The following is a 26,207-nucleotide window of genomic DNA, read 5'->3' on the forward strand; positions in this document are numbered from 1 at the left end:
AACCTCCAGCATTAGTAAAGTCATTTCGGAAAATTGGATGCGAAAAACTGATTACGAGTCACCCGGACAACTCGGGCCCATCATTGACATCCACTGCTTGACTCTGGCATCAACGTCCGCCACGGTTCCCGTGGCATCTTCTTCGAACGCGTAACAAGCAACGGTGCTGCCACCACCGCCAATATCGGCAGAATAACCTGGGCACCAAACAATTGGCGCGCCACAACCACCGGTAACCGATACCCGGCTCTGCATGATGCTAACCGGACGGTCACCGTCAAACTTGGTTGTAGCATCGGTTGAAACTTGGCCCTGCTGAGATACGTAGCGAACGACACTTTCACCTTTAATCGTTTTATCCAAAATTCCATTTTCCAGATAACGTTCCTGGTTCGCGGCCAGATATACCGCCTCCACACCCGCATCGGCGACGTTTTGTGCCATAATCACTTGCTGAGTGTTTGACGCCATTAACTCCTGTAGTAAGCCCCCTCTCATCGCGGAGATTCCAATGATGGAGAGAATCAGCAGAATAATCAGGCTGACTAACAATGCCGCACCTTCTTGCCGTTTCATGCTTATGCCTGCCTTCTATTACGAATCAATATGGTCACACCGAACAAGCGACGCGGGATCTTGTCATCAAAGACATAGACTCGATCCGCTACCTGATAGCTTCTTTCTTGTTTAGGTACACTCTGATTCTCTTCGCCGCGAATAAGTAGAGCGATACGAATAGCGATGACCTGCTGTGGAGTGGTGATTTCATCCGCGGGGACATAAAGATTTGGAACACCATCATTATCATTGTCAATGCCATATAACAGCTGAAAGGCATCAACATTACTAATCATTGGCTGCGCTGCACCACCACCATTTCCCTCGCACATGAAATTGCCATCTTGGACATAATAACGATTCTGAATTTCCGGAAAGCCGTCACCATCGTCATCATCAACTTCACTCCCAGCACAATCTCGTTCATCCGCATTACCATCAAATGCGACGGTTATCGAGTCACTGACATTGCCTCCACCATCAACCCAGTATGCCGTATCAAGGGCATCTGGGACTTTGCTGGCATCGAGCTTTAAGCCATAATGTTCAATGTCGTTTTTTAACATCCACAGAACGAAACGCCCCGAATCCTGAATGTCGGCTAATTGTCGCTGCATGCGAAAGGTCTGGTTACTGCCAATAAACAGCTGACCAACGCCCGCCAACAAAATCAGACCCAACACCCCGGCAATCAACATTTCGACCATGGTGTAACCGCTTTGCTGTTTGGAATAGCGCCTTCTACTCATGGCACTACCTCCAACAACACACAGTCCTCATTCTCAGATATCGTCTCGAACTCTTGAGCACATAACGGATTATTGACCTTTTCTGTCTCAACCGTTTTATCTAATTCGGAAACCTGCCACGATACCGCGATGGTCAAACGGGTGCCGTTAATTTTTCCAAACACTTTTCCTTCAGGCAGCATTTCGTCTGCCAACGTGCACATTTCCCACACATCAAAAGCTGAAGATTGTTGGAAATTGCAGGCGCTGGCGTCGTTACCGTTGTGAGCCCGGCAATAAGTCCCGCCTGGAGGTGCATCCGCACAAGCAAAAGCGACCGCGATGTCATCTCCATCGGTGTTCTCGCCCATCGAAACAAAGTAATTCATGAACGCTGCCGTTGCGGCCAGCGGGCTAGCTTTGGTCGTGTCGAGTACGGGTTCGGTATCAGGATCGCCGTCGTCAATTAGCTCGGTATGATCTTTACCCCAAATGGGCTTTACCCACGGCGGATTATCGGATTTGGCAATTTCCCGGCTCGCGCGAACTCTTGAAGCTAAATCCTCTGCCAGAGCCGTTGCCTGAGAACGGAAGTACCCCTCCATTCCACTTTTCATGCTGCTCATCTGAAGTGCGGCTACGCCAAGTAATCCAATGGCTAACACCAAAACCGCAATCAGCACCTCGATCATGCTAAAGCCGCGTTGAGCGCGCCCGCTTACGCGAACAGGAAACGAAGAAAACTTAGTCTGTCTCATATGCTGCAACCCGATTCCAAATGCTCAACTTGGGTGCTCCCCGCTGGCGTAATGGTTACCACACGGCCCTTTTTGCTGTTCCCGCAAATTGTGATTGCTACTTCAGCGCCAACCACCCGTCTTCCAGTTGGCGAAAACTGCAGGGTGGCGTCATCATCATCTATGCCGATAGAAAGTGCGGGCGGCAAATCTTCAACCACACGAACCGTGTTGCCTTTGTCTACCGCCTCTTTTTCATCATCTTCACAGTCAGGAATATCTACTGGGCATTGCATCACGACATTGATCTCTTTGACTTTCCACCCCGATTGCCAGTTGGCACCGAGAGGTACAACTTCAATGGTGAAACCACGTTTAACGGCCTCACTTCGCGCCTGTGCCACGGACTCAACCATGGCATTGGCGGCGGAAGTAAGACGCGTGCTTTCAATTAAACTGGTAAGCATCGGCGCGGCTAGCACAGCCGTAATCGCGACCACGGCCATTACCACCAATAATTCAGCAATTGTGAAACCCTTGCTACGCATAGGCCCTCTCTCCCATCTTCAGGAATGTTTTAGCACTTGGGCAGAAATAAAAGCCAGAAAGCTCCGATAGGCATCCGCTGGCTTCCGACCAGCGGTTCTTCAAAGAATTAGAGTGTGAACGGGCTCACATTTGAACCAGGAGAATGGATTTAGCGGAGTTCCAGTGGCAGTGCGAAAGTGATGTTTTCGGTAACGCCCTGGGTTTCCTGAACGGCTGTACCGCCCATCAGCTTGATTTGCTCGATGACCTGTTTGACCAAGATTTCTGGCGCCGAGGCACCAGCGGTAACGCCGACCGCACTAGCATTGTCGAGCCAGTCGGGCTGAATGTCTTCCGGGCCGTCGATTAAGTAAGCCTTACAACCCTCTTTTTCGGCCAATTCGCGCAGACGGTTGGAGTTGGAGCTGTTGCGGGAGCCAACAACCAGCACCACATCAGCCTTGCCGGCCAGCTCACGCACGGCATCCTGGCGGTTTTGTGTGGCGTAGCAGATGTCGTCCTTGCGCGGGCCCTGGATATCGGGGAAACGCTTGCGCAGCGCAGCGATGATGTCGCGGGTTTCGTCGACAGACAGCGTTGTCTGGGTGACGTAATGCAGTGGGGTATCGGCTGGCACTTCAAGTTTGGTGACATCCGCTTCCGACTCGATCAGGTACATCTTGCCGGTAGAATTCAGATACTGACCCATCGTCCCCTCCACTTCCGGATGACCTTTATGGCCAATCAGGATGCAGGAGTCGCCTTTGCGGGCGATGCGGGCCACTTCCATATGGACCTTGGTGACCAGCGGACAGGTGGCGTCAAAAACCCGAAAACCACGGCTGGCAGCTTCATCACGTACCGCTTGTGAAACGCCATGGGCGCTGAAAATCACGGTCGCATCGGCCGGCACTTCCGATAGTTCTTCGACGAAAATCGCTCCCTTGCGCTTCAGATCCTCGACCACGAATCGGTTGTGCACGACTTCATGGCGCACATAAATTGGCGCACCGAATAGCTCCAGCGCCCGATTGACGATTTCGATTGCGCGATCGACACCGGCACAAAAACCGCGTGGGTTGGCAAGTACGATTTGCATGGCATTCACTCAAGGATTGATGGCGACAACTTCGACGGCAAACTGCAAGTCGTGGCCGGCCAAAGGGTGATTGAAATCAACGGTAATCGACTGCCCTTCGATAGCGGTGATCACACCTGGCATTTCACCGCCGGCGGGATTTTCAAAGGCAATGATACTACCGATGCTGAGGTCCATATCCGACGGGAACAGATGCCGCTCCATATGCTGGATCAGACCTTGCTGAAGCTCACCGAAGGCCTGCTCGGCGCTAACCTCAAAAGACTTCTTGTCACCGACCCGCAAACCGAGCAATTGTTCCTCAATCGCTGGCGAAAGGCTGTCGTCACCAAGCTGAAATCGAGTCGGTTTGCCGCCGCGGGTGGTTTCGGCAATGGAACCGTCTTTCAGTTTCAGTTCCAGATGCATCAGCACCAAATCATTAGCTTGAACCACTACGCTCACGACTCACCTTTCTTGTTGAATAAACTGTCGATAAACAACAACACAGCGCCACAAACAATGGCCGAATCGGCGATATTGAATGCGGGCCAGTGATAGCCCGCGGCATGCCAATCAATAAAGTCGACGACATGACCGTACAACAGACGATCATAAACATTACCAATGGCGCCGCCGAGGACCAGCGCCAGCGCAATCGCCAGCACGCGCTGCGATTTTTCCAGACGAAATAGCCAGACCAGCAATACGCAGGAAATGACAAACGTTAGCACGACGAAGAACCAGCGTTGCCAACCGCCTTGGTCAGCCAAGAAGCTGAAAGCCGCGCCGGTATTGAAGGCCAGTTTCAAATTGAAATGGGCCATCACTTCAACCGGTTGATACGGCTGTAAATGCGCCAATGCCAAATGCTTGGTCCACTGATCGAGAATCAACACCACAACGGTCAAAATGAGCCAGCGATAATTCGCCCAACCGCCAACTGCTTGCGACATCAGGCCACCTTCCGCTGTTCGCCAGCGCCGTCGACGTTTTCTATGCAGCGGCCGCAGAGTTCAGGATGTTTGCTGTCCGAACCGACATCGGCACGACGATGCCAGCAGCGCACACATTTTCCATGCGACGATTTCTGCAAGCGGATTTTCATCCCTTTCATTTCAGAGTCGAGTGCATCACTACCGGCCTCGGTCAAGGAATGATATGCCGCCTTTGAGGTAATCAACACAAAACGCAGTTCATCACCAAGCTTCGCCAAGATAGTCTGCATGCTTTGCTCAACATACAAATCGACCTCCGCTTCCAATGAGCCCCCCATGTCCATCGACTTACGCGCGTCCTCAATGGCTTTATTGACGGCCTCTTTCACTTCCAACACCGTTGCCCATTCCTGCGCGGAAATCACGTCGTCGGAATTGCGGAATAATTTGTCGTACCACTCAGCAGTAAATACGCATTCTTTTTGCTCTGGGATTGCCGCCCAGATCTCGTCGGCAGTAAACGACATAATCGGCGCAATCCAGCGAGCCAATGCCTGCACGATATGGAACAACGCGGTCTGGCAGGAAAGCTGGGCTGTCGAGCCTTTCTTGGCGGTGTACTGGCGATCTTTGATGATATCGAGATAGAACGCGCCCATTTCCACCGAGCAGAAATGGTGCACTTTCTGGGATACGTTCCAGAATTCGTACTTGTTGTAGGAATCAACGATCTCTTTCTGGTAACGCGCGGCACAATCAACGGCCCAGCGATCCAGTGGAAGCATATTTTCTGGTGCCAATAATTGTTCCGGCGAAAAGCCGCTCAAGTTGGCTAGCAAAAAGCGCGCGGTATTGCGGATACGACGATAGCTATCGGCGGTACGATTCAAAATTTCTTTCGATACCGCCATTTCACCACGATAGTCGGTCGATGCCACCCACAGGCGCAGCACATCGGCGCCCATTTGATCAATGACTTCCTGCGGCGCGACGACGTTGCCTTTCGACTTCGACATTTTCTCGCCTTTGCCATCGACAGTGAACCCATGCGTCAGCACCGCTTTGTACGGCGCGTGATGGTTGATCGACACGCCCGTCAACAGAGAGCTCTGAAACCAGCCGCGATGTTGATCGGAACCTTCCAGATACAAATCGGCTTGCTGACCCAGCTCCGGACGCATTGCGGTAACGCAAGCATGCGTTACACCGGAATCGAACCAGACATCAATGGTGTCGGAAAGCTTGACGTAATCTTCACTGCCTTCTTTCAGCAAATGTTCGATCGGCAAATCAAACCAGGCCTGGATGCCGTCCTTCTCCACTTCCTTGGCAACGACTTCCATCAGCTCCATAAATTGCGGATGCAGTTCCTGGGTAGTTTTGTGCACGATCAATGGAATCGGAATACCCCAGGTACGCTGGCGGGAAATACACCAATCTGGACGATTCTCGATCATCGCGTTGATACGGTTTTCACCCCACTCCGGCACCCACTGCACTTTCTTGATTTCAGCCAGCGCCGTTTCGCGCAAACCGTTCTGCTCCATTGAGATGAACCATTGCGGTGTGGCGCGGAAAATGATTGGCGTTTTGTGACGCCAGCAATGGGGGTAGGAATGCTTGAGCGCTTTGTGGCGCAGCATACGATGATGTGTTTGCAGATGTTCGATGATCGCTTCGTTGGCCTTGCTGACATGTTGGCCGCCAAATAACGGCAAATCGGCAGCGAATACGCCATTTGGTCCAACTTTGTGTTCAACCGACAAGTTGTATTTCAACCCGACGGCATAGTCTTCCTGACCGTGACCTGGTGCCGTATGTACACAACCGGTACCGGCTTCCAGCGAGACGTGATCGCCAAGAATGACTGGCACCTGTTGCGGATAGAACGGATGCTCAAGCATCAATCCCTCCAGCGCTTCGCCTTTGCCATAACCGAGTACGTGGTAGTGCTCAAAACCGAAACGCTCCATGCAATCTTTGATCAAGCCTTCGGCGACCACCAAACGCATGCGCTGACCGTCGCGCTCAACTTGAACCACCGCGTATTCGAGGTTGGCGTTCATCGCAACGGCTTTGTTGGCCGGCAATGTCCACGGCGTTGTCGTCCAGATCACCACCGACAAATCACCATGGCCTTCGTGCTCCGGCACACTGTGCAGGCGCTTGAATAATTCATCTTCATCGACGACCGGGAAGCAAACATCGATCGCTGGCGACACTTTGTCTTCGTATTCGACTTCCGCTTCCGCCAGAGCTGAGCCGCAATCACAGCACCAGTGCACCGGTTTGTAGCCTTTCAGCAAATGGCCATTGCTGATGATCTTTCCGAGCGCGCGAATGGCATCGGCTTCGAATTTGAAATCCATCGTTTTGTAGGGATTGAACCAATCACCCAAAACGCCCAAACGGATGAAATCCTTGCGCTGTGCATCGATTTGCGACTCGGCGTAATCGCGGCAATGCTGACGAAATTCACCGGTGCTGACTTTCTGTCCGGCCTTGCCGACTTTTTTCTCGACGTTCAATTCAATCGGCAAACCGTGGCAGTCCCAACCCGGTACATAAGGCGCATCGAAACCCGACATCGTTTTGCTTTTGACAACGATATCTTTCAACACTTTGTTGACCGCATGACCGATATGGATATTGCCGTTCGCGTACGGAGGGCCATCGTGCAGAATGAATTTTGGTTTGCCGGCGCGGGCTTGGCGAATGCGCTCGTACAGTTTGTCGTCGGTCCAGCGTTGCAGCATGCCCGGCTCGCGCTTGGCAAGATCCGCACGCATCGGAAAATCGGTCGTTGGCAGATTTAGTGTCGGTTTATAGTCTGTCATGGTTCAGCCTGGTTAACGATGCTTCATCGTTAGAAGCCATCTCAAAAATGCCTGGTGCTCGGCGATCTGCGCGAATGCGGTGCTCGGAAAAATTCGCCAGGAGCGAATTTTCGTGGAACCCGGAGGGTGAACCACATGGAAGTGGTGAACCATCCTCATTTACTACTAGTAAACTGCGGTTCCTCCGCTCCTATTCGCGCACCTCGCCTTCGCCCAGACTATTTTTTAGATGACTTCTAGTAAAAAAAATCAAGTCAAATTGAAAATCTGTTTGGCCCGGGCGCTGTCGACGCTGATTTGCGCTTTCAATGCATCCAGTCCGGAAAACTTTTGTTCGGCACGAATAAATTGCACCGGTTCAATGTCAATCACGCGTCCGTAAATATCGTCGGCGAAATTGAACAAATGCACTTCGCAGCGCGGTTCTTTGCCATCCACGGTTGGGCGAAAACCAATATTGGCAACGCCCAGCGTTTCCGGCATGCCCTCACCCATCACCTTGACCGCATAGACACCACTTAATGGCAATGTCTTGCGTTTCAAACGCAGATTTGCCGTTGGAAATCCGAGCAGGCGACCACGCTTATCACCGTGCGCCACCTTGCCGCTCAAACGATAAGGCCGGCCGAGCAATTGCGCCGCCAATTCAAACTGGCCATTGGCCAGCGCCAGACGCACCGCGGTACTGCTGACCCGAATGCCGTTGACGGTTACCGTATCACTGGCTTCGCAACTGAAGCGGCCATCGGCGCATAGCAGTTCGAAATCGCCCGCACGGCGGTGGCCGAAACGGAAATCGTCGCCGACCACCAAATGTTGCACGTTCAGCTCGTTAACCAGAATCCTGTCAATGAATTCGTTGGCACTCATCGCCGCCAAATCCTGATTGAACCGCAGCACCCGTACGATATCGACTCCGAGCAGCTCCAACGGCAGCAATTTTTCCCGCAACGTCATCAAACGCGCTGGCGGCTCATCAAGAAAAAATTCGGCGGGATGCGGTTCAAACAGAATGGCAACCGCCTTGGCTTGCATACGGTCGGCTTCGGCGCGAACTTGTTGCAACAATTGCCGGTGGCCAAGATGCACACCATCAAAATTGCCGATCGTGGCAACCGAGGCGGATTGCAGGCTGTGCGCACCGCGTTGACCACGAACCACTTTCATTGACGATTGCCCTCTACCACAGTCTGCACGGCCATTCAGGGGCTGGGAGTATAACCGCGAAGCTGGCTGATTCGCATGCCCATCAGCCATAGCATCGCGAAATAACTGGCCCCGCCGGCCGCAACGGTTTGCCCCGTAAAAAGGATACGCTGCCAATGGTCAGCGATAGCCCAAGCCTCATTGCCGGGGTGAACAAGGTAAATGACCACCGCCATCGCGGAGCACGCTGTACCGACTTTCAATAGCCAACTCCCCCAACCGGCTTGCGGTCGGTAAATACCGCGTTTGTACAGCATGCGGAACAGCAGCGTCGCATTCAGCGTGCTGGATAGCGTCGTCGCCAGCGCCAGGCCGAGATACTGCAATGGCCAAATCAGAATGGCGTTGGCGACCATATTAAAGGCCACCGCAATCAGCGCGAATTTGACAGGCGTTTTCGTATCTTGGCGGCCGAAGAAGCCGGTCGCCAGCACTTTGATCGACATGAATGACATCAGGCCTAGGCTGTAGAAAATCAGCGCATCAGCGATGTTGGCAGCATCCTGTACCGTGGTCGCGCCATGCTGAAAAAGCGTCAGCGCCAGACCATCAGCCAGCATACCCAACCCGATCATCGCCGGCAGGCCGATCAAGGTCAGGAATCTCAGCGCCCAATCGATCGTGCTTTGGAAGCTGGCGGCGTCCTCGCTGCTGTGCTGGCGCGACAGGCTTGGCAGAATCACCGTCGCAATGGCAATACCGAACAAGCCAAGCGGAAACTCCAGCAAACGATCGGCGTAATAAAGCCAGGAAACGCTGCCCTCCTCCAGAAAACTCAGGAAGATAACATCGAGCATCAGGCTGATTTGGGTAATGGAAACGCCAAACATTGCCGGCAGCATCAGCTTCAGAATGCGCTGCACGCCCTCATCTTTCCAACCCCAGACGGGCCGTGGCAAAAGCCCTTCACGCCAGAGGAACGGCAGATTGAATGCCAGTTGCACGACACCGGCAATCAGCACCGCCCAGGCCATTGCCACCGCCTGCCGGTCCAGTTCCGGCGCTACCCAGACGCCGGCGATAATCAGGCAGACGTTCAGGAATACCGGGGTAATGGCCGGCACGGCAAAGCGATTGCGGGTGTTCAACACCGAGCCGGCCAGCGCCGTCAGCGAAATGAATAGCAGGTAAGGGAAGGTGATGCGCAGCATGTAGACGGCCAGCTCAAACTTGACCGGGTCATCGCGAAAGCCTGGCGCATAAACGGTTGTCACCCATGGCGCGGCAATAAGCACCAGCACCGTCAAACCAAGCACAATCAGGCCCAATGTGCCGGCAACCTTATTGAGCAGTTGCAGCACTTCTTCTTGCGAGCGCTTCAGCTGATATTCGACAAAAACTGGCACAAACGCCTGAGCAAAGGCGCCTTCAGCGAACAGGCGTCTTAGAAAATTCGGGATTTTCTGTGCGACAAAGAACAAATCAGCACCCATGCCGGCGCCGAGCAGGTTGGCCAATACGACTTCGCGTACGAGACCCAGCACGCGGGAGATCAGCGTCATGGCGCTGACGATCACCCCGGATTTGAGCAGATGTTTGGCCATTGGCGTTATTTTTGGCGATATTTTGGCGACAAGGCCGCGCATGTTAACGGTTGCCTTGGCACCCGGCTATGGAAATGCTCGCCGGCAGCGGAAAAATTTGACTTCTGGCGAGAATTTCGGCATATTTCGCGCCCTTCCAAAGTTGGAACCCGAATTCTTTTTATTTCAGGAGTAGGACCTTGGCCAACATCAAGTCTGCCAAAAAGCGTGCGCGCCAATCCGAAGTCGCCCGCCAACGTAATGCCGCCCAGCGCTCGATGCTGCGCACATACATCAAGAAAGTACTGAAGGCGATCGAAAGCGGTGACAAAGCTGCTGCCCAGGCCGCGTTCACTGCTGCCCAGCCGATTATCGACACGGCTGCTGGCAAAAACCTGATTCACGCCAACAAGGCCGCTCGCCACAAGAGCCGTCTGTCGGCCCACATCAAAGCCATGGCCTAAGCCTAAGCTTGATGAAAAAACCCGGCGCTGCCGGGTTTTTTGTTGCCGGCAAAATGCCAAGAAAACAAAAAGCCCCTGTTTGGGGGCTTAGTTGAATCAATAGAAGTATTTTTTGTCACTCCTGCGTCGACCGGAATGACCATATTTCTGAACTGAATGGAATTGACCCGTTCAGGGATTTTTCGCTTACCGCTCATCCTCTTCTGGCGACTCGGCGTCCTCATCCAAGCCCCACTCATCGTCCCACTCTTCGATTTCATCCGGCGTTGGTTCCGGGCGAGCTTGATAGTCCCAGGGAATCTCCTGGGTCGGCACCGCTTTGCTGTCTTCTTCTTTCGGCAGGCTTTCCAGGTAATTCATGATGTCCCAGCACAGCGCTTCGGTGCCAAGCTTGTTCAAGCCGGAAATGCGGTAAACCGGGCCTGTCCAGGCCAAATCATCAATGATTTGCTGGCAGCGGACTTCGGCCTCTTCCTCGTCCAGCACATCAATCTTGTTCAATACCAACCAGCGTGGCTTTTCTGCCAGGGCCGGGCTGTATTTTTCCAGTTCCTCGACAATCGCCTTGGCGTTGTAAACCGGATCGGTTTCATCGATTGGCGCGATATCGACCAAATGCAGCAACACCCGGCAGCGCGACAAATGGCGCAGGAATTTATGGCCCAGACCAGCGCCTTCCGAGGCGCCTTCGATAACACCGGGAATGTCGGCAACGACGAAGCTGGACTGATCTTTCATGCGCACGACGCCGAGATTCGGCACCAGCGTCGTGAACGGATAATCGGCCACTTTCGGTTTCGCTGCCGATACGGCGCGAATGAATGTTGATTTACCGGCGTTTGGCATACCGAGCAAACCGACATCGGCCAACACTTGCAGCTCCAGCCGCAGATCACGCAAATCGCCAAGCTTGCCTTTAGTCGTTTGCCGTGGTGCCCGGTTGATCGAGGATTTGAAACGGGTGTTGCCGAGGCCATGCCAACCACCGCGAGCAACCATCAGGCGTTGGCCGTGTTTGGTCAGGTCGCCGATGATTTCGCCGGTGGTGTCGTCAAAAGCGCGGGTGCCAACCGGCACGCGCAAGGTAATGTCTTCGCCTTTACGGCCGGTGCAGTCGCGTGAGCCGCCATTTTCGCCACGCTCGGCGTCATAACGACGGACATAACGGTAATCGACGAGCGTATTGACCGAGTTGGTCGCTTCAAGGAATACCGAACCACCATCACCACCGTCACCTCCGTCCGGACCACCCCAGCGGATGTACTTTTCTTTGCGGAACGAGGCGCAGCCATTGCCGCCGTCGCCGGCTTTTACGGTAATGGTCACTTCATCGACGAACTTCATGGTGGTATTTCCAGGTGATTTCCGCTCAAGTGTAGCGGTTTGTGCAAGCTTCAAAAAAACAAAGCCCCGCATCGCGGGGCTTGGTCAGTCACACTCGTGATTAGTTCGAAACCGTCACGTACTTGCGGACCGGCTTGCCCTTCAGTTCGAAGGAAACTTTGCCATCGGTCAACGCAAACAGCGTATGGTCACGACCCATACCGACATTGGTGCCGGCGTGGAACTGGGTGCCGCGCTGGCGAACAATGATGTTGCCGGCTACGACGTCTTGGCCGCCATACACTTTGACGCCCAGACGTTTACTTTCGGAGTCACGACCGTTGCGGGAACTACCTACACCTTTCTTATGTGCCATGTTTCAACTCCTCGCTTAGGCCTTGATACCGGTAATCTTGACTTCAGTAAACCACTGACGGTGGCCCTGACGCTTCATGTGGTGCTTACGACGGCGGAACTTCAGGATATGCACTTTGTCAGCACGGCCGTGCTTGACGACTTCGGCTTCGACCTTGGCACCGGCAACATACGGCTGGCCAATTTTCAGGTCGCCATTGTTCTCTACCATCAGCACTTGATCGAATTCAACCTTGCCACCGGCTTCGGCTTCGATCAGTTCCAGGCGCAATACTTCGCCTTCTACTACGCGGTGTTGCTTGCCACCGCTTACGATAACTGCGTACATAAACGCTCCAATCTTTTTGTATCTCAAGCGACTTTCAGGCGGCCAGTCAGCATGACAAAGCGCTTTAATAGCCCAAAAGGGGCGCGAATTCTACTGTATTGGCCAGCTCGCCGCAAGCCATATGCTGCGCCGAACAATTTTGCCCTGATTTGACCGCGCGGGCTTGCGGCACGGGCGTTTGCCCCCTAGCATGGCGCCACCTTTTTACCTGCCCATCTGGTTTACACGAGCCTGACCGCATGGATATAGATGCAGTACGCGCTTTAGTAAAGGATGACATTGCGGCCACGGACGCCCTGATCCTCGAAAAACTCCAATCTGAAGTCGTACTGGTAAACCAGTTAGGCTATTACATCATCAATAGCGGTGGTAAGCGCCTGCGGCCGTTGTTGTTGTTGTTGGCGGCACGCGGCCTCGGCTATCAAGGCAAACACCACCACACCCTGGCTGCCGTCATTGAATTCATTCACACCGCGACCTTGCTGCACGATGATGTTGTCGATGCTTCCGACATGCGCCGTGGCCGGCAAACCGCCAATGCTGTGTTCGGCAACGAAGCCAGCGTGCTGGTCGGTGATTATCTCTATTCCCGCGCCTTCCAGATGATGGTCGAGGTCGGCGAAATGCGGGTCATGGACATTCTGTCGACGGCAACCAATGTCATCGCCGAGGGCGAAGTCATGCAGTTGATGAACTGCAACGACCCGGACACCACTGAACAGCGTTATTTCGACGTCATCACCTGCAAAACCGCGAAGCTATTTGAAGCCGCGTTGCAGCTATCTGCGGTACTGGCCAAACAGTCGCCGGAGGTAGAAGCGGCAATGGCGGGCTACGGCATGGAGCTGGGTATTGCCTTCCAGTTGATTGACGATGCGCTCGATTACAGCGGCGATAGCGGCGAGCTCGGCAAAAACGTCGGCGACGATTTGGCCGAAGGCAAACCAACGCTGCCGCTCATCCACGCGATGCGTCACGGCAAACCGGAACAGGTGGCGCTGATTCGCCAAGCGATTGAAAACGGTGGTACCGATCAGTTTGATGAAATTCGTCAAACCTTGAGTGAAACAGGAGCCATCGAATATACCGAACAGAAAGCTGAAAAAGCCGTTGCAAAAGCCAAATCGCTTCTCCAAAATATGCCTCCCTCGCCATACCGCGAGGCGCTGATTGCGGTAGCGGAATACGCGATTTCACGTCGCAGCTAACCGATAAAGCTTGTGATCGTCGGAGTGTAGCTCAGCTTGGTAGAGCACCACGTTCGGGACGTGGGGGCCGAAGGTTCGAATCCTTTCACTCCGACCAATTCACTTTTTGTGCTGAATTACCCGGTCAGCCGTTTATCAAGGTCGCTTTATGCGGCCTTTTTATTTTCTCGCATTATGATCAGCATTCGACTGATATAAATTGGACCGGCCATGCTCGAGCCCAGCCTGCTGGAGGCCTACCGACACACCGATTACTTCATCAATCTCGGCGCCGAACAGCTGTGCTTGCGCGTTGATGAACCCTACCCTGCTCTCGATTCCTTGCTGCGCACCTATCGGTGCAACTCCGCCGCATTGATCACGGCTGACAACCCATGCTCACAGCTGCTGACTGACGAGCAAAATCAACAACGTCGCCAGCAATTGGACACCGAATTGCAACAGCGACAATTTATCAGCTTTCAAGGTTTCAATCGGGCACCACACGGTGACTGGCCGGATGAACAGACGCGATTGGTGCTCGGCATTGATTACGTTAACGCTGAGACGCTCGCCCGCCAGTTTGAACAAAACGGCTTTCTGTTTTTCGAACCGCAAAAAGCCGTTCAGCTTTGCCTGGTGGATTTTTCCTGACGCCGGCGTTGTCGGCGAAAATACTGTTCGTTGGCATAAAATTCAGGATTGTCGTTTTCCGGCCACCATCCGGGAATGCCAAGCAACGGCAGTGGATACAAATCGGCCGGCGTCCAGTCTGCGGCCATTTCGCTGATAATTTTTGATAATTGCCGATCGATTTCGGCGCGCAAAATTGGCATCGGCTGTTGCAACAACCATGCATCGACCGGTACCACCAGTGCATGCGCGGTCAGACCGATATACGGCGAGCGCAGTTTATCCAGTGCACCGTGACCGAACATCAGCGCCTTCACCTGACGATGCCATTGTTGCCGCTGCGTCTGAAACAACGTCGGCCAATCCATCTGCATCAACGCGTCCGAAAGCGCCGGATAACTGCAGGCAAACACCACACCGCTTTCATCAAAAAGCGTCGCCGCATCGCGCCGGCTACCGCGCTGACTGCCACCGGATTTGGCCAGCAGATGCAAATCATTCAGCGCTTGCTTGCTATTCGGAAACACATTCCAGATCAGCGCGTTGAAATAATCATGCCAGTTGGCATACCGGGTAGGTACCGCGCCGGTGGCAGCAATGTGCTGTTCGTAGGAGACATCGCTAACTTCAGCAAAACGAATCGGCAGATGGGCAGCCGAGAGCTGCCGATAATACGGCTCAGCATCCGGCCAGTCAGACCAGGCCAGCGCTTCGACACAATCGGCGACAACCTCGAACGCCGGATGTTGACGCCAAAACTGCGCCCGCCAGTCAGAACTCTGCGCATTCTGCATCGAGATACCCAAAATATTTTTTCCACTAGCGGTTCGCGCCAGCGCGTATTTGAACGAAAATAGGATCTTACACGCCAGACGCCGGACTGAGCTGATGAATTTCCGCACGTTGATTGCGCCTGACGAGCTGCATACGCACTTATCTCACCCCGATCTGCGCCTGCTCGACTGCCGGCATCGGCTGACCGAGCCAGAATGGGGCCATCAACAATACTTGAGCGGTCATATTCCCGGTGCACTGTTCGCCCATCTCGATCGCGATTTATCTTCAGCGGTCATTTCTGGCAAAACTGGTCGCCATCCATTGCCGGCTATCAACACATTCGTCGATACACTGAACCGCTGGGGCGTTAGCAACACATCGATGGTTGTCGCCTATGACGACGCCGGTGGCGCTTATGCCGCCCGGCTTTGGTGGCTGCTTCGCTGGCTTGGTCATGACAACGTCGCGGTGTTGGATGGCGGATTGCCGGCCTGGAAAGAAGCCGGTTTTGCCACCAGCAGCGAGCTGACAAGCACACAACAGCGCTCGCACTTCATCGCCAACTGGCAAGCCGATAAAACCGTTGATGCCGAACAGATTGCTGCCAACTTCAATGACTCCCGTTTGCAATTGATTGATGCCCGCGGCAGCAATCGCTATCAAGGTCTTGAAGAACCGATTGATCCGGTTGCCGGCCATATCCCCGGCGCCAACAACCTGCCGTTCACCGAGCTGCTTGATGAATCGCAGCGCTTTTTACCGCCGTCGGCGTTAAAAGAAAAACTGTTACGCGTGTTTGCGCCCGATAAGGAAAACGCCAGTTACTGCGGCTCCGGCGTTACCGCCTGCCATGTGGTTCTTGCTGCTGTACACGCCGGCTTACCCGAACCGAAACTTTACGCCGGCTCCTGGAGCGAATGGATTACTGATCAGAGCCGCCCGATCAAACAAGGACCGCAGCCCTGAGATGAATCCGGCAATCATTCGTGGCGCCACACTGCTGGTTCTATCAGAGCTGATCTTTTCACTACTGGCAGCGCTCGTTAAACACTTGTCGGAAGATTATTCCAATGCGCAAGTAGTGTTTCTGCGTAATTTCGTTGCTCTGCTGGTGCTGCTGCCGTACCTGAAATGGCGAGGCCGCTTGCACTTTCGCATCAATCGTATCGGCTTTCATTTGCTGCGCTCGACTACCGGCATCAGCTCGATGTACCTGTATTTTTTCTGTCTCGGTGTGTTGCCGCTCGGTGAAACGACGCTATTGATTCAGACCTCGCCGATCTGGATCCCGGTGATCGCCTACTTCTGGCTGAAAGAAGAATTCAAGAAAAGTTATCTGTTCGCCGGTCTGTTCGGCTTGCTCGGTGTCGCACTGGTCGTGCGCCCGACACCATCGGATTTTTCCCCGGTCGTTCTGCTGGCCTTGCTTGGCGCCATGCTCGGTGCCGGCTCGCGCGTGACGATACGGAAAATGGCCAGCACCGAAACCTCCAATTCGATCGTGCTGTATTTTTCGCTGATCAGCTCGGTAATTACCGCCGTACCGGCCGTACTCGACTGGCATCCGATTGCCCGTAGCGACTGGCCGCTGTTACTGGCGCTGGGCCTGACCGCTGCCGCTGGCCAGCTGTTGATGACCAAGGCATTCATGCTGGCACCATCAGGCCGTATCGGTTTCTGGAGTTACACTCAAGTCGTGTTTGCGTTTTTGCTTGGCTTTTTGTTCTGGCAGGAAACCGTGCATCCAATGTCGATTGCCGGCGCCATTTGCATTGTCATTGCCGGTTTGATCTCCACCGGCTATGTATCGCTATGGATTCAGCGCTTGAGGCATAAAAGCGGTTGATTTTTGCTCAGCGTTATCCGCACAATGCGCGCCGGTTAGGAGCCAATGGTTCCTGCCGGTTTATCAACGGTAATCGGAGAAATGCGATGAAACCACGAAATGGTCACGCCTGCGCTCCGATCATGCGTAAAGGCGGGCCGCATCAGGCCAGCAACAGCGCGAAACGGGCGCAGCAAAAACGACAACTGCACAAGACTGTGCGCGAATACAAGGCGACCGATGGTCGCCTTGATCATTTCTGGGCATTGGTAAGCGCCTGATCGAGCGCATTCAGCAAGCGCTGTATTTCCTCTGAACTGTTGTAATGCGCCAGCGACACCCGCACTACTCCACCTTGATCAAACACGCCCAGTTCGCGCAGCAACTGCACGCTGTGAAAATGCCCATGTCGGATACCGATATCATGCTGATCGGTGACCAAACAGACCTGTTCTGGTGTCATACCCTTGACGGTAAAGCTGACGGTGCCGACTCGATTTCGGGTATCGCCTGGCCCGACAATTCGCACTCTTGTTTGCTGTTTCAGGTAATCCAGCAACATGTTGGTCAGCTTGTTTTCATGGGCAGCGAACGCCTGCAAGCGCTGACTAATGGCCGACCATGATGTTTCGGCATCACCACTCAGATAATCGACAAGCCGACCGGCACCAACGGCCAGCTCATAACAGATGCCGCCTGGCTGAAAGCGATACGGTGCGTGTTCCGTGGGGATATGAGCGTGATTGACATTGCGCAGCGTTTGCATCAGTTCACGGCGGCCATACATCAAGCCGATATGCGGCCCGAACACCTTGTACAAGCTGACAACGTAGGCATCGCAATCGAGCGCCTGAACGTCAACGGCGCCATGCGGTGCATAGGCGACACCATCGACAACGGTCAGAATATTTCGCTCGCGCGCCAGCTGCGTTACCGCCCGTACCGGATTGATGGCACCGAGAATATTGCTGACCTGACAGAATGCAATTAGCCGGGTTTTCGGGGTAATCAGATCAAACAGATCGTCGATTTCCAAGCGGAACGTTTCACGGTGCACTTTCCAAAAGCGCAGTGTGGCGCCACATTGTTCCGCCAGTGCCGCCCAAGGCCCAACATTGGCTTCGTGCTCCGTGTTGCTGACAATCAATTCATCGCCGGGCTGAATCATCGGCGCCAGCGCGATACTCAAGTTTTTCAACAACTGCGTTGCTGATGGCCCGAAAATCATTTCATCGGCAAAACGGGCATTAAACATCCGACGAAATTTCTCGGTGCTGTCGGCAAGGCGTTTGGCCCCCTGTTGCGAATGCCGGTAACTGGCGCCGTGCTGCACATTGTCAGTGAGCAAGTAGTCACGAATCTCATCGGCAACGCTTTGCAAGATCAACGAGCCGCCAGCGTTATCCATGAAAATGGCGCCACTATTCAGCGCCGGAAACCGTTTTCTCGCCTGTGCTACATCAAACATGGTTTGCTCTTTTATGCGGTGCGTTGTTGCCAGACTTCGGCTGCCGGTACCGGCAGCACGAGGAATTCCCCTTCCGTCAAATCGCCCAAATACCAAGGGCCTACTTGAGTTCGGTGCAGTGTCTGCACCTGATATCCGCAAGCGGCAAACATCCGACGTACCTGATGATATTTGCCTTCGGCGATTTCTACCGCAGCGGTGGTTTCATCAAGTATCTGCAAGGATGCGGGCAAACAAGGTTTCGGCTCACTGCGCAGCACGATGCCGGAGGCAAAAGCGTCGATGATTTCGCGCTGCAAGGCGTGGTCGACGGTTGCAATATAGCGCTTGTTGACATGGTGTTTCGGTGAAGTCAGCCGATGCACCAGCTCCGATTGATCGGTCAAGATCAGCAAACCGCTGGTGTCCTTGTCGAGTCGACCGACGCTATTGAGTCTCGGCTCGCGCTGCAGCCATTGCGGCGGCAGCAAATCATAAATCCGTTCACCTTCGCCGTTGTCATGACTGCAGACGTAGCCGACCGGTTTGTGCAGCAGGACAAACAGACCATCGGGATGCTCAATGGCTTCGCCATCCACGCGCACGTCGTGCACATCAACCTTGTCGGAAAATTTCTGCGCCTCGCCGTTCAGAGTCACTCGATCGTTATTGCACCAGATGCGCGCCTCACGCCGGCTGCAATAACCGTAACGAGACAATAATTGGTCCACTCGCATTATTGTCATGATTCAAGATTGGCTCGCAGTGCTTGTTCGAGTGTCGGATAGCTGAATTCAAATCCAGCTTGCTGCAACTTTGCCGGCATGACTTTCTGGCCGTTGATTAATAAATCGGCGCCATCACCGAACAGTAGCTTCAGCGAAAAGGCTGGCACGCGGAACATATTGGGACGGTGCAAAACACAGGCCAGCATCGAGCTGAATTCCTCATTCTTCACAGGATTCGGGCTGGTCAGATTGAACGCACCATGCAAACTTTTGCTTACCAGCAAATATTTCACGGCGTTGACCCAATCCTCGCGATGAATCCACGACAACCACTGACGGCCACTGCTGATCGGTCCGCCGAGTCCAAGTTTGTAGGCTGGCAACATTTGCTTCAGTGCGCCGCCCTCCGGATGCAGCACGATACCGGTGCGCACGGTGCAAAGCCTGACATCGTGCTTTTTGACGGCTTCCGCTGCCAGTTCCCAGTCGCGGCAAAGCCGGGCGGAAAAATCGTCGGCAGGTTTATCTGACTCGGTAAACGTCGCCGTTTCGCTGTAGCCGTAGTACCCAACCGCCGAGCCTGAAATCATGACTTCAGGGCGCAGCTGCATGCGATCGATCCAGGCCAATACACCATGCGTAACACTCAAACGACTGGAGCGAATCCGATCTTTTTTCTCTTCATTCCAGCGTGTGCCCACCAATGGCTCGCCAGACAGATTGACCACGGCATCGGCTTGTTCCGGTGCTTCATGCCAGGAAGAAAATGGGCTAACCCGATTGCCAAACAAGCGCCGGCACTTGTCTACCGCTCGAGTATAGACACTGACCTCGTGGCCATCATCGAGCAATGAGCGAGCCAAGGCCTGACCAAGAAATCCTGTACCGCCAGTAATAACCGTATGCATTTATAGACCTTCAAGTCGTTGTTGATAGTGCTGTTGCATCGTTTCGTCAAAACAGCAAAACGTAATCAAGGAGAATCCATTCCGTTGCTTGATACATTCGTGAACCGTGCGTACCGCGATATCGACGGCTTGTTCGATCGGAAATCCATAAGCACCACAGGAAATCGCCGGAAAGGCCAGCGTCTTAATCTGATGACGCTCGGCGAGTAATAAGGATTCGCGGTAGCAACTAGCCAATAATGCAACTTCATCGGCGTCACCGCCTTGCCAGACCGGGCCTACGGTGTGAATCACATATTGGCAGGGCAGCTGATAACCTCGGGTAATTTTGGCCTCACCCGTAAGGCAACCGTTCAGCGTGCGACATTCTGCCAGAAGTTCCGGCCCAGCAGCGCGGTGTATCGCGCCGTCGACACCGCCACCACCGAGCAAACTGTTGTTGGCGGCGTTGACAATGGCATCAACCGGCAAGGTTGTGATATCCGCTTTAATCGCCTGCAATGTCGTCATCGATGGCTCCTTGCTCAGATTTACACCAGACAGGGCATTTGCTAGCCTGAGTTGATGTAAGTGGTTTAATTTCAATTATTTCACTCTCCAATGAGAGCCATCCTTCAAACATAGCAAAGCCGAAAAGGACTATGCCGCCATGTTGAAAAAAGCCTATCCCTATTATCTCGCGTCCAAGCCGGTTTACGCCAACGAAGATCTTGAAGTCACCGACAAATTTACCGGTGAAGTTGCCACTCGCGTCGCGCTTGCTGATGCCAAGGCCATCGATCAAGCTATCGCTGCAGCGGACAAGGCCAAACACGCGATGGCCGCGCTGCCTGCCTGGAAGCGACAAGAAGTGCTTGATCATTGTGTAAAGCGCTTTCGTGAGCGGCAGGACGAGCTAGCGCAGTCACTGACCATTGAAAACGGCAAACCGATTAATGATGCGCGCGGTGAAGTCACCCGCCTGATCGACACGTTCCGTATTGCCGCCGAAGAATCTGTGCGCATTTACGGCGAAGTGATGCCGCTCGATATTTCTCCACGCGCGCAAGCCTATAGCGGCATGTGGAAACGGGTGCCGATTGGTCCCTGCTCATTTATTTCGCCATTCAATTTTCCATTGAATCTGGCCGCGCATAAAGTGGCACCGGCGATTGCAGCGGGTTGTCCGTTCGTGCTGAAACCCGCATCAATGACGCCAATTGGCGCGTTGATTATCGGTGAAGTATTGGCGGAAACGGATTTGCCGGAAGGCGCCTTCTCGATTCTGCCCTGCTCACGCGACGGCGCCGATCTGTTCACGACCGATGAACGGCTGAAATTGTTGTCGTTCACTGGCTCGCCACAAGTCGGTTGGGAGCTGAAAGCCAAGGCTGGCAAAAAGAAAGTGGTGCTGGAACTGGGTGGCAACGCCGCCTGCATCGTTGATGAAGATGCCGATATCGAAGATGCCGTCAAACGCGTCATTATCGGCGCCTTTTATCAATCCGGGCAGAGCTGCATCAGTGTTCAGCGTTTGCTGATTCACGAAAAAATCTATGATCACTTCAAGGAAAAGTTCATCAGCGCGACCAAAAACCTGAAAGCCGGCGATCCAAAAAAGGACGACACGTTCATCGGCCCGATGATTTCCGAAAAAGAAGCCAAACGTGTCGAAGATTGGATCAACAAAGCCGTGCAGGCCGGCGCCAAGCTGCTCTGCGGTGGCAAGCGCGATGGCACCATGCTGCAAGCAACCTTGTTGGAAGATGTCCCGCACAATCAGCCGATTTCCTGCGACGAGGCATTCGGTCCGGTGGCTATCTTGAGCAAGTTCAAGGATTTTGATGCGGCGTTGAAGGAAGTCAATGACTCGGAGTTTGGTTTACAGGCTGGCGTATTCACCCGCGATATCTACAAGGTCCAAAAAGCCTGGAATACCTTGGAGGTCGGTGGCGTCGTCATTGGCGATATCCCAAGCTGGCGCGTCGATCATATGCCCTATGGTGGAGTAAAAGATTCGGGCTTGGGTCGCGAAGGCATTCGCTTCGCGATTGAAGACATGACAGAAATTCGTTTATTGGTCATTCGTACACCGTGACCTTCACCTGACGTCACTAAGAAAATAGGCCTCAATTGAGGCCTATTTTCTTGCGGTTTGCTCGTTCGCTTATTTAATCGGATTGGTCATCGACACCACGGCTTCCCAGTTGCCCCGGTATTTACCATCCACTTTCGCGGCGACGCTGTAACGCATGCCTTCCTTGACATCTATTTCGACAACGTTGTCTGGTTCAACACTGCGTGGCGAATGGGTCAAGCCCGGTGCATATTCATTGATGACCGCGCCGATCTTGATTTGGTGCTTACCGGGTTTCAGCAACAACTGTTTGCGGCTCGCTATGACGTTTTCGCCATCGACTTCGAGAAAATAGCCTTCAAACAACTGCTTAGCCGGCTTGGCGATGTCTAGATCGACGATACCATGCGGCTCGTCACTGTCAGCGAACGGGTCGGCGGCATAGGCGGTACCGAACAACGCCATAAATGCAAATAACAGTATCTGTTTGATGGATTTCATGGATTCCTCCCGTGAACTCACTGGTTGATTCGATACAGCAACTAGAAGCCATCTCGAAAATGCCTGAGGCTCGACGATCTGCGCGAATGCGGTGCTCAGAATCCTCATTTACTACCTGTAAACTCCGGTTCCTGCGCTCCTATTCGCGCACCTCGCCATCGCCCAGACTATTTTTGAGGTGGCTTCTACAACAACTAGGACGCTAGCCTGCAATCCAAAGTTCCTACGATCCGGCAGCGGCGAAAATTCAAACTGGAAATAATGACGACGGATCGGTGATAATTCGGCCCCATTTTTTGGTTCAAGCCCCCCACAGAGGAACCATCATGACGGTAACCGCCCCTGCTCATGGGACGACGCACAGCAATCTGACGATTGACGCCCTGGTCCAGAAATCCCTTTCGCTCGGCGAAGGCCGTATCGCCAGTAACGGCGCCCTGGTTGTCGAAACCGGCAAACGTACTGGCCGCTCCCCAACCGACCGCTTCATCGTCAAAGAGCCCAGCACTGAGACCCATATTGAGTGGGGTAAAGTCAACAAGCCATTTCCGGAAGATAAGTTCAATGCGCTCTGGGAAAAGGTCGAGGCCTATTACAGCAAGCTGGAAAACCGTTTTGAAAGCCACGTTCATGTAGGCGCCGACCCGAAATATTACCTGCCGGTCTCCTTGCGCACTGAAACCGCCTGGCAGCATATTTTTGGCCGCAACCTGTTTATCAACCCGGAAAACTACAACCCGAGCGGCAAGCCGGTTTGGCAGGTGCTGAACTGCTCACGCTACGTCTGCGACCCGGCTGTCGATGGCACCAATTCCGATGGCTGCGTGATCATCAACTTTGCCCAGCGCAAAGTGTTGCTGGCCGGCATGCGCTATGCCGGTGAAATGAAAAAAGCCATGTTCTCGGTACAGAACTTCCTGTTGCCGGCTGAAGGCGTACTGCCGATGCACTGCGGCGCCAACGCCAGCAAAGATGGCCAGGTGACGCTGTTTTTCGGTCTGTCCGGTACAGGTAAAACCACACTGTCGACCGATCCGGCCCGTTTCCTGATTGGCGACGACGAGCATGGCTGGGGTCCAGGCACCGTGTTCAACATTGAAGGCGGCTGCTATGCCAAGTGCATTAACTTGAGCAAAGAGCATGAGCCGGTCATTTGGGACGCCATTCGTCACGGCACCATTCTGGAAAACGTCATTCTCGATGAAACCGGCACGCCGGATTACAACGACAGCCGTTTGACCCAGAACAGTCGCGCCGCCTACCCGCTTGAGCACGTCAAACTGCGTGTGCCGGAAAACCGTGGCCGCGAGCCGGATGCTTTAGTTTTCCTGACCTGCGATATGACCGGCGTGCTGCCTCCGGTATCGGTATTGAACCGCGAACAAGCGGCCTACCACTTCCTGTCCGGTTACACCGCGAAAGTCGGTTCGACCGAAATGGGCTCGACTTCATCGATTGAGCCGACCTTCTCGACCTGCTTCGGCGCGCCGTTCTTCCCGCGCCCAGCCGGCGAATATGCCGAGCTGTTGATGAAGCGCATGGATGAGAGCGGCGCCAAAGTCTATCTGGTCAATACCGGCTGGACCGGTGGACCGGCAGGCAAAGGCGGCAACCGCTTCCCGATTCCGGTGACTCGCGCCGTTGTTGCTGCGATCCAAAGCGGTGAACTGGCCAATGCCAAAACAGTACACCTGCCGGTGATCAACCTGGATGTTCCGACCTCATTGAGCGGTGTCGACAGCAAGTATCTGAATCCGAAAGATACCTGGGCCGACAAAGCGGCTTACGACGAAGAAGCGAAGAAACTTGCGGCGCTGTTCATCGAGAACTTCAAAAAATTCAAGGTCAGCGATGACGTCGTCAATGCCGGTCCAAAACTGTAAACATCATCATTCCAGTCAGGCCGCGTAAGCGGCCTGATTTTTTTCAAGGTGAAACTCATGAGTCAAATTGATACTGATTGGTTAATGGCAACGATGAACGATGCCTTGTCGGAAATGGAAAACCTGGTTGAAGAACTGGAAGCCGACCCGGATAGCGCCGAGGAAACCTTGCAGGAAAAACTGCCGGCCGTTTACGCCAAACTGAACTACGCTTGGCACACCCGCATTCTTGGCCCGGGAGCGATCGATACCATTGATCACGATGCGCTGGTGTCGTTTCCAAACGATTTCGATTTGTAATGCACGCTCTGCAATACGACACCGAGTCCGACTGGTATCAACAAGAGTTGAGACTACGCGATCGGATTTTGCGACAACCGCTTGGTTTGGAGCTCAGCGAATCCGATCGCCAGCACGATCATCAAAGCCAGCATTTTGCCGTAGTTGAAAACGAACAAATGTTGGCCTGCGTAATTGCCACGCCGGTAAACGCCGATATAACAAAATTACGACAAATGGCCGTCGAACCGGATCATCAAGGAAAAGGCATCGGTCGGCAATTGATGTTGTTCGCGGAACAACAACTGCAAAAACTTGGTTACCAGCAAATCGAATTGCATGCACGGGAAACGGCGATCGACTTTTATCGAAAACTTGGCTATCAAACCGTCGGCCATACCTTCATTGAACAAACCATTACCCACATCAAAATGAGCAAGACGCTAGCTTGATTTGTCTGAATCATTTTGAACGCAGCGGTCAAACGCTACAGGCAAATGCCATTAGAAGCCATCTCAAAAATAGTCTGGGCGAAGGCGAGGTGTGCGAAGAGGAGCGGAGGAACCGCAGTTTACAAGTAGTAAATGAGGATTCCGAGCACCGCATTCGCACAGATCGCCGAGTCCCAGGCATTTTTGAGATGGCTTCTAGCCATTTCGGCTTAGATGAGCCGCCAGCCAAGTCTGCAAATCGCTGATTTTATGCAACGCATCAAGCGGCTCATGCGGCAGCAACTCTTCCCAGGCGTGGGCACCGTAGGTCACACCAAGACGCGCGACATCAGCGCGTTTGGCCATTTCCATATCCCAGGCGGTATCGCCAATAACCAAGGCTCGGTGCGCTGGCGTTTTGGTATGCGCGAGTAAGTCCAGCACCATTTGCGGGTGCGGTTTGCCTTCGGCTTCATCGGAACAACGTGAGGCATCGAACAAATGACCAACGCCGACTTCATTCCAGGATCGCTCCAAACCGTAGCGTGCTTTACCGGTAGCCACAGCCAGACGCACATCCTGATTGCGCAAATGCTCAAGCACTTCTTTGGCGCCATCAAACAACGGCGCCGGCGTCGCGTCGGTTTCGACAAACTGGCGACGATATTCTTCTTTTAATGCATCCAGACTTTGCTGACTGGCGCCCTTGAACAAGCGCTCGTAAACCGCCGGTAGCGATAGGCCGATAATGCCGCGCACATCGGCATCGGACGGCACAGGCAACTCGGCATGACGGGCGGCGGCCTGCATCGATGAAACGATGCGGCGCACCGAATCGATCAGCGTACCGTCCCAGTCGAAGATAATCAGATCAAAAGGTTTCGATGACATCAGAAAACAACATGTTTAGCGGCGTTTAAGGCGGCGCA

31 protein-coding genes and 1 tRNA gene are annotated in these 26,207 nt (G+C 53.7%); 12 read left to right on the top strand and 20 right to left on the bottom strand.

Features of this window, described 5'->3' with window-relative positions; translation table 11 throughout:
- Positions 1-51 precede the first annotated feature (51 nt).
- The 10 genes from E2H98_RS02405 to murJ all read right to left on the bottom strand — a co-directional run bounded on the left by E2H98_RS02405 (position 52) and on the right by murJ (position 10,112).
- Positions 52-576 (bottom strand): PilX N-terminal domain-containing pilus assembly protein, encoded by a 525-nt coding sequence (locus E2H98_RS02405; protein WP_133587443.1) that lies wholly within the window; start codon positions 574-576, stop codon positions 52-54.
- A gap of 2 nt (positions 577-578) precedes the next feature.
- Entirely contained in the window at positions 579-1,307 is a 729-nt protein-coding gene (locus tag E2H98_RS02410; RefSeq protein WP_133587445.1) for a PilW family protein, read from the bottom strand.
- Positions 1,304-2,044, bottom strand: coding sequence for a type IV pilus modification protein PilV (pilV, locus tag E2H98_RS02415; protein ID WP_133587447.1), 741 nt, complete (start codon positions 2,042-2,044; stop codon positions 1,304-1,306). The genes E2H98_RS02410 and pilV overlap by 4 nt, the downstream gene beginning before the upstream one ends.
- Entirely contained in the window at positions 2,041-2,571 is a 531-nt protein-coding gene (locus tag E2H98_RS02420) for a GspH/FimT family pseudopilin (RefSeq protein WP_133587449.1), read from the bottom strand. Before E2H98_RS02420 ends, pilV begins: the two co-directional genes overlap by 4 nt.
- A 149-nt stretch (positions 2,572-2,720) precedes the next feature.
- Complete coding sequence (gene ispH, locus E2H98_RS02425; protein WP_133587451.1) at positions 2,721-3,650, bottom strand: 4-hydroxy-3-methylbut-2-enyl diphosphate reductase; 930 nt, start codon at positions 3,648-3,650, stop codon at positions 2,721-2,723.
- A gap of 9 nt (positions 3,651-3,659) precedes the next feature.
- Complete coding sequence (fkpB, locus tag E2H98_RS02430; protein ID WP_133587453.1) at positions 3,660-4,094, bottom strand: FKBP-type peptidyl-prolyl cis-trans isomerase; 435 nt, start codon at positions 4,092-4,094, stop codon at positions 3,660-3,662.
- Positions 4,091-4,585, bottom strand: a complete 495-nt coding sequence (gene lspA, locus E2H98_RS02435; protein ID WP_133587455.1) for a signal peptidase II — start codon at positions 4,583-4,585, stop codon at positions 4,091-4,093. The genes fkpB and lspA overlap by 4 nt, the downstream gene beginning before the upstream one ends.
- The gene (gene ileS, locus E2H98_RS02440) at positions 4,585-7,404 is read right to left on the bottom strand and encodes an isoleucine--tRNA ligase (protein WP_133587457.1); all 2,820 of its coding nucleotides are present in this window, start codon (positions 7,402-7,404) and stop codon (positions 4,585-4,587) included. The genes lspA and ileS overlap by 1 nt, the downstream gene beginning before the upstream one ends.
- A gap of 249 nt (positions 7,405-7,653) precedes the next feature.
- On the bottom strand, positions 7,654-8,571 hold the full coding sequence (ribF, locus tag E2H98_RS02445; RefSeq protein ID WP_133587459.1) for a bifunctional riboflavin kinase/FAD synthetase: 918 nt from the start codon (positions 8,569-8,571) through the stop codon (positions 7,654-7,656).
- A gap of 35 nt (positions 8,572-8,606) precedes the next feature.
- Positions 8,607-10,112 (bottom strand): murein biosynthesis integral membrane protein MurJ, encoded by a 1,506-nt coding sequence (murJ, locus tag E2H98_RS02450; RefSeq protein WP_232475453.1) that lies wholly within the window; start codon positions 10,110-10,112, stop codon positions 8,607-8,609.
- Here murJ and E2H98_RS19180 point away from each other — a divergent pair.
- Complete coding sequence (locus E2H98_RS19180) at positions 10,111-10,329, top strand: hypothetical protein (protein ID WP_162848139.1); 219 nt, start codon at positions 10,111-10,113, stop codon at positions 10,327-10,329. The genes murJ and E2H98_RS19180 overlap by 2 nt on opposite strands.
- Positions 10,330-10,333: 4 nt before the next feature.
- Positions 10,334-10,597: a 30S ribosomal protein S20 gene (rpsT, locus tag E2H98_RS02455; protein WP_133587460.1), complete on the top strand. Its 264-nt coding sequence runs from the start codon at positions 10,334-10,336 to the stop codon at positions 10,595-10,597.
- A 186-nt stretch (positions 10,598-10,783) separates the two neighbouring features.
- Here the strand turns inward: rpsT and cgtA are convergent, their stop codons facing one another.
- The 3 genes from cgtA to rplU all read right to left on the bottom strand — a co-directional run bounded on the left by cgtA (position 10,784) and on the right by rplU (position 12,623).
- The gene (gene cgtA, locus E2H98_RS02460) at positions 10,784-11,941 is read right to left on the bottom strand and encodes an Obg family GTPase CgtA (protein WP_133587462.1); all 1,158 of its coding nucleotides are present in this window, start codon (positions 11,939-11,941) and stop codon (positions 10,784-10,786) included.
- 100 nt (positions 11,942-12,041) lie between these two features.
- Complete coding sequence (rpmA, locus tag E2H98_RS02465; protein WP_133587464.1) at positions 12,042-12,296, bottom strand: 50S ribosomal protein L27; 255 nt, start codon at positions 12,294-12,296, stop codon at positions 12,042-12,044.
- A 15-nt stretch (positions 12,297-12,311) separates the two neighbouring features.
- Positions 12,312-12,623, bottom strand: coding sequence for a 50S ribosomal protein L21 (rplU, locus tag E2H98_RS02470; RefSeq protein WP_133587467.1), 312 nt, complete (start codon positions 12,621-12,623; stop codon positions 12,312-12,314).
- A gap of 239 nt (positions 12,624-12,862) precedes the next feature.
- On the opposite strand from rplU, the gene ispB reads away from it, so the two are divergent.
- From ispB to E2H98_RS02485, 3 genes are all read left to right on the top strand, one after another.
- A complete protein-coding gene (gene ispB, locus E2H98_RS02475) occupies positions 12,863-13,831 on the top strand; it encodes an octaprenyl diphosphate synthase (RefSeq protein ID WP_133587469.1) in 969 nt (322 codons plus the stop codon).
- 20 nt (positions 13,832-13,851) lie between these two features.
- A tRNA-Pro gene (locus E2H98_RS02480) sits at positions 13,852-13,928 on the top strand.
- 113 nt (positions 13,929-14,041) lie between these two features.
- Positions 14,042-14,464 carry a DUF3293 domain-containing protein gene (locus E2H98_RS02485; RefSeq protein ID WP_133587471.1) on the top strand — a complete coding sequence of 141 codons (423 nt, stop codon included), beginning with the start codon at positions 14,042-14,044 and terminating at the stop codon, positions 14,462-14,464.
- Here E2H98_RS02485 and E2H98_RS02490 read toward each other — a convergent pair.
- Positions 14,437-15,237, bottom strand: a complete 801-nt coding sequence (locus E2H98_RS02490; RefSeq protein ID WP_133587473.1) for a DUF3025 domain-containing protein — start codon at positions 15,235-15,237, stop codon at positions 14,437-14,439. The genes E2H98_RS02485 and E2H98_RS02490 overlap by 28 nt on opposite strands.
- A 94-nt stretch (positions 15,238-15,331) precedes the next feature.
- Between E2H98_RS02490 and E2H98_RS02495 the strand changes: the two genes are divergently transcribed.
- The 3 genes from E2H98_RS02495 (at position 15,332) to E2H98_RS02505 (ending at position 17,326) form a co-directional block, all read left to right on the top strand.
- On the top strand, positions 15,332-16,186 hold the full coding sequence (locus E2H98_RS02495) for a sulfurtransferase (RefSeq protein WP_133587475.1): 855 nt from the start codon (positions 15,332-15,334) through the stop codon (positions 16,184-16,186).
- 1 nt (position 16,187) lies between these two features.
- Positions 16,188-17,066: a DMT family transporter gene (locus tag E2H98_RS02500; protein WP_162848141.1), complete on the top strand. Its 879-nt coding sequence runs from the start codon at positions 16,188-16,190 to the stop codon at positions 17,064-17,066.
- Positions 17,067-17,152: 86 nt separating this feature from the next.
- Positions 17,153-17,326, top strand: coding sequence for a hypothetical protein (locus tag E2H98_RS02505; protein ID WP_162848140.1), 174 nt, complete (start codon positions 17,153-17,155; stop codon positions 17,324-17,326).
- On the opposite strand, the gene E2H98_RS02510 is transcribed toward E2H98_RS02505, so the two are convergent.
- The 4 genes from E2H98_RS02510 to E2H98_RS02525 are packed head-to-tail and all read right to left on the bottom strand — an operon-like array spanning position 17,299 to position 20,638.
- The gene (locus E2H98_RS02510) at positions 17,299-18,513 is read right to left on the bottom strand and encodes a cysteine desulfurase-like protein (RefSeq protein ID WP_133587481.1); all 1,215 of its coding nucleotides are present in this window, start codon (positions 18,511-18,513) and stop codon (positions 17,299-17,301) included. The genes E2H98_RS02505 and E2H98_RS02510 overlap by 28 nt on opposite strands.
- Before the next feature lie 11 nt (positions 18,514-18,524).
- Positions 18,525-19,238, bottom strand: a complete 714-nt coding sequence (locus E2H98_RS02515; RefSeq protein WP_342354332.1) for a pseudouridine synthase — start codon at positions 19,236-19,238, stop codon at positions 18,525-18,527.
- Entirely contained in the window at positions 19,235-20,128 is an 894-nt protein-coding gene (locus tag E2H98_RS02520; protein ID WP_133587485.1) for a TIGR01777 family oxidoreductase, read from the bottom strand. The genes E2H98_RS02515 and E2H98_RS02520 overlap by 4 nt, the downstream gene beginning before the upstream one ends.
- Positions 20,129-20,638, bottom strand: a complete 510-nt coding sequence (locus tag E2H98_RS02525) for an O-acetyl-ADP-ribose deacetylase (RefSeq protein WP_133587487.1) — start codon at positions 20,636-20,638, stop codon at positions 20,129-20,131.
- Between the two features lie 139 nt (positions 20,639-20,777).
- Between E2H98_RS02525 and E2H98_RS02530 the strand changes: the two genes are divergently transcribed.
- A complete protein-coding gene (locus E2H98_RS02530; RefSeq protein WP_133587489.1) occupies positions 20,778-22,205 on the top strand; it encodes an aldehyde dehydrogenase family protein in 1,428 nt (475 codons plus the stop codon).
- A gap of 69 nt (positions 22,206-22,274) precedes the next feature.
- Here E2H98_RS02530 and E2H98_RS02535 read toward each other — a convergent pair whose 3' ends face one another.
- Positions 22,275-22,685 carry a hypothetical protein gene (locus E2H98_RS02535; protein WP_133587490.1) on the bottom strand — a complete coding sequence of 137 codons (411 nt, stop codon included), beginning with the start codon at positions 22,683-22,685 and terminating at the stop codon, positions 22,275-22,277.
- Between the two features lie 326 nt (positions 22,686-23,011).
- Between E2H98_RS02535 and E2H98_RS02540 the strand changes: the two genes are divergently transcribed.
- From E2H98_RS02540 to E2H98_RS02550, 3 genes are read left to right on the top strand one after another with little or no spacing between them, the layout of a single operon-like run.
- Positions 23,012-24,568 carry a phosphoenolpyruvate carboxykinase gene (locus E2H98_RS02540; RefSeq protein WP_133587492.1) on the top strand — a complete coding sequence of 519 codons (1,557 nt, stop codon included), beginning with the start codon at positions 23,012-23,014 and terminating at the stop codon, positions 24,566-24,568.
- A 57-nt stretch (positions 24,569-24,625) separates the two neighbouring features.
- Complete coding sequence (locus tag E2H98_RS02545; RefSeq protein ID WP_133587494.1) at positions 24,626-24,868, top strand: hypothetical protein; 243 nt, start codon at positions 24,626-24,628, stop codon at positions 24,866-24,868.
- Positions 24,868-25,299: a GNAT family N-acetyltransferase gene (locus tag E2H98_RS02550; protein WP_133587496.1), complete on the top strand. Its 432-nt coding sequence runs from the start codon at positions 24,868-24,870 to the stop codon at positions 25,297-25,299. The genes E2H98_RS02545 and E2H98_RS02550 overlap by 1 nt, the downstream gene beginning before the upstream one ends.
- Positions 25,300-25,494: 195 nt before the next feature.
- Here the strand turns inward: E2H98_RS02550 and E2H98_RS02555 are convergent, their stop codons facing one another.
- Positions 25,495-26,169, bottom strand: a complete 675-nt coding sequence (locus E2H98_RS02555; protein ID WP_133587498.1) for an HAD-IA family hydrolase — start codon at positions 26,167-26,169, stop codon at positions 25,495-25,497.
- Positions 26,170-26,207: the final 38 nt, after the last annotated feature.

It is taken from the genome of Permianibacter aggregans (assembly GCF_009756665.1).
In the GTDB taxonomy this organism is placed as follows: domain Bacteria; phylum Pseudomonadota; class Gammaproteobacteria; order Enterobacterales; family Permianibacteraceae; genus Permianibacter; species Permianibacter aggregans.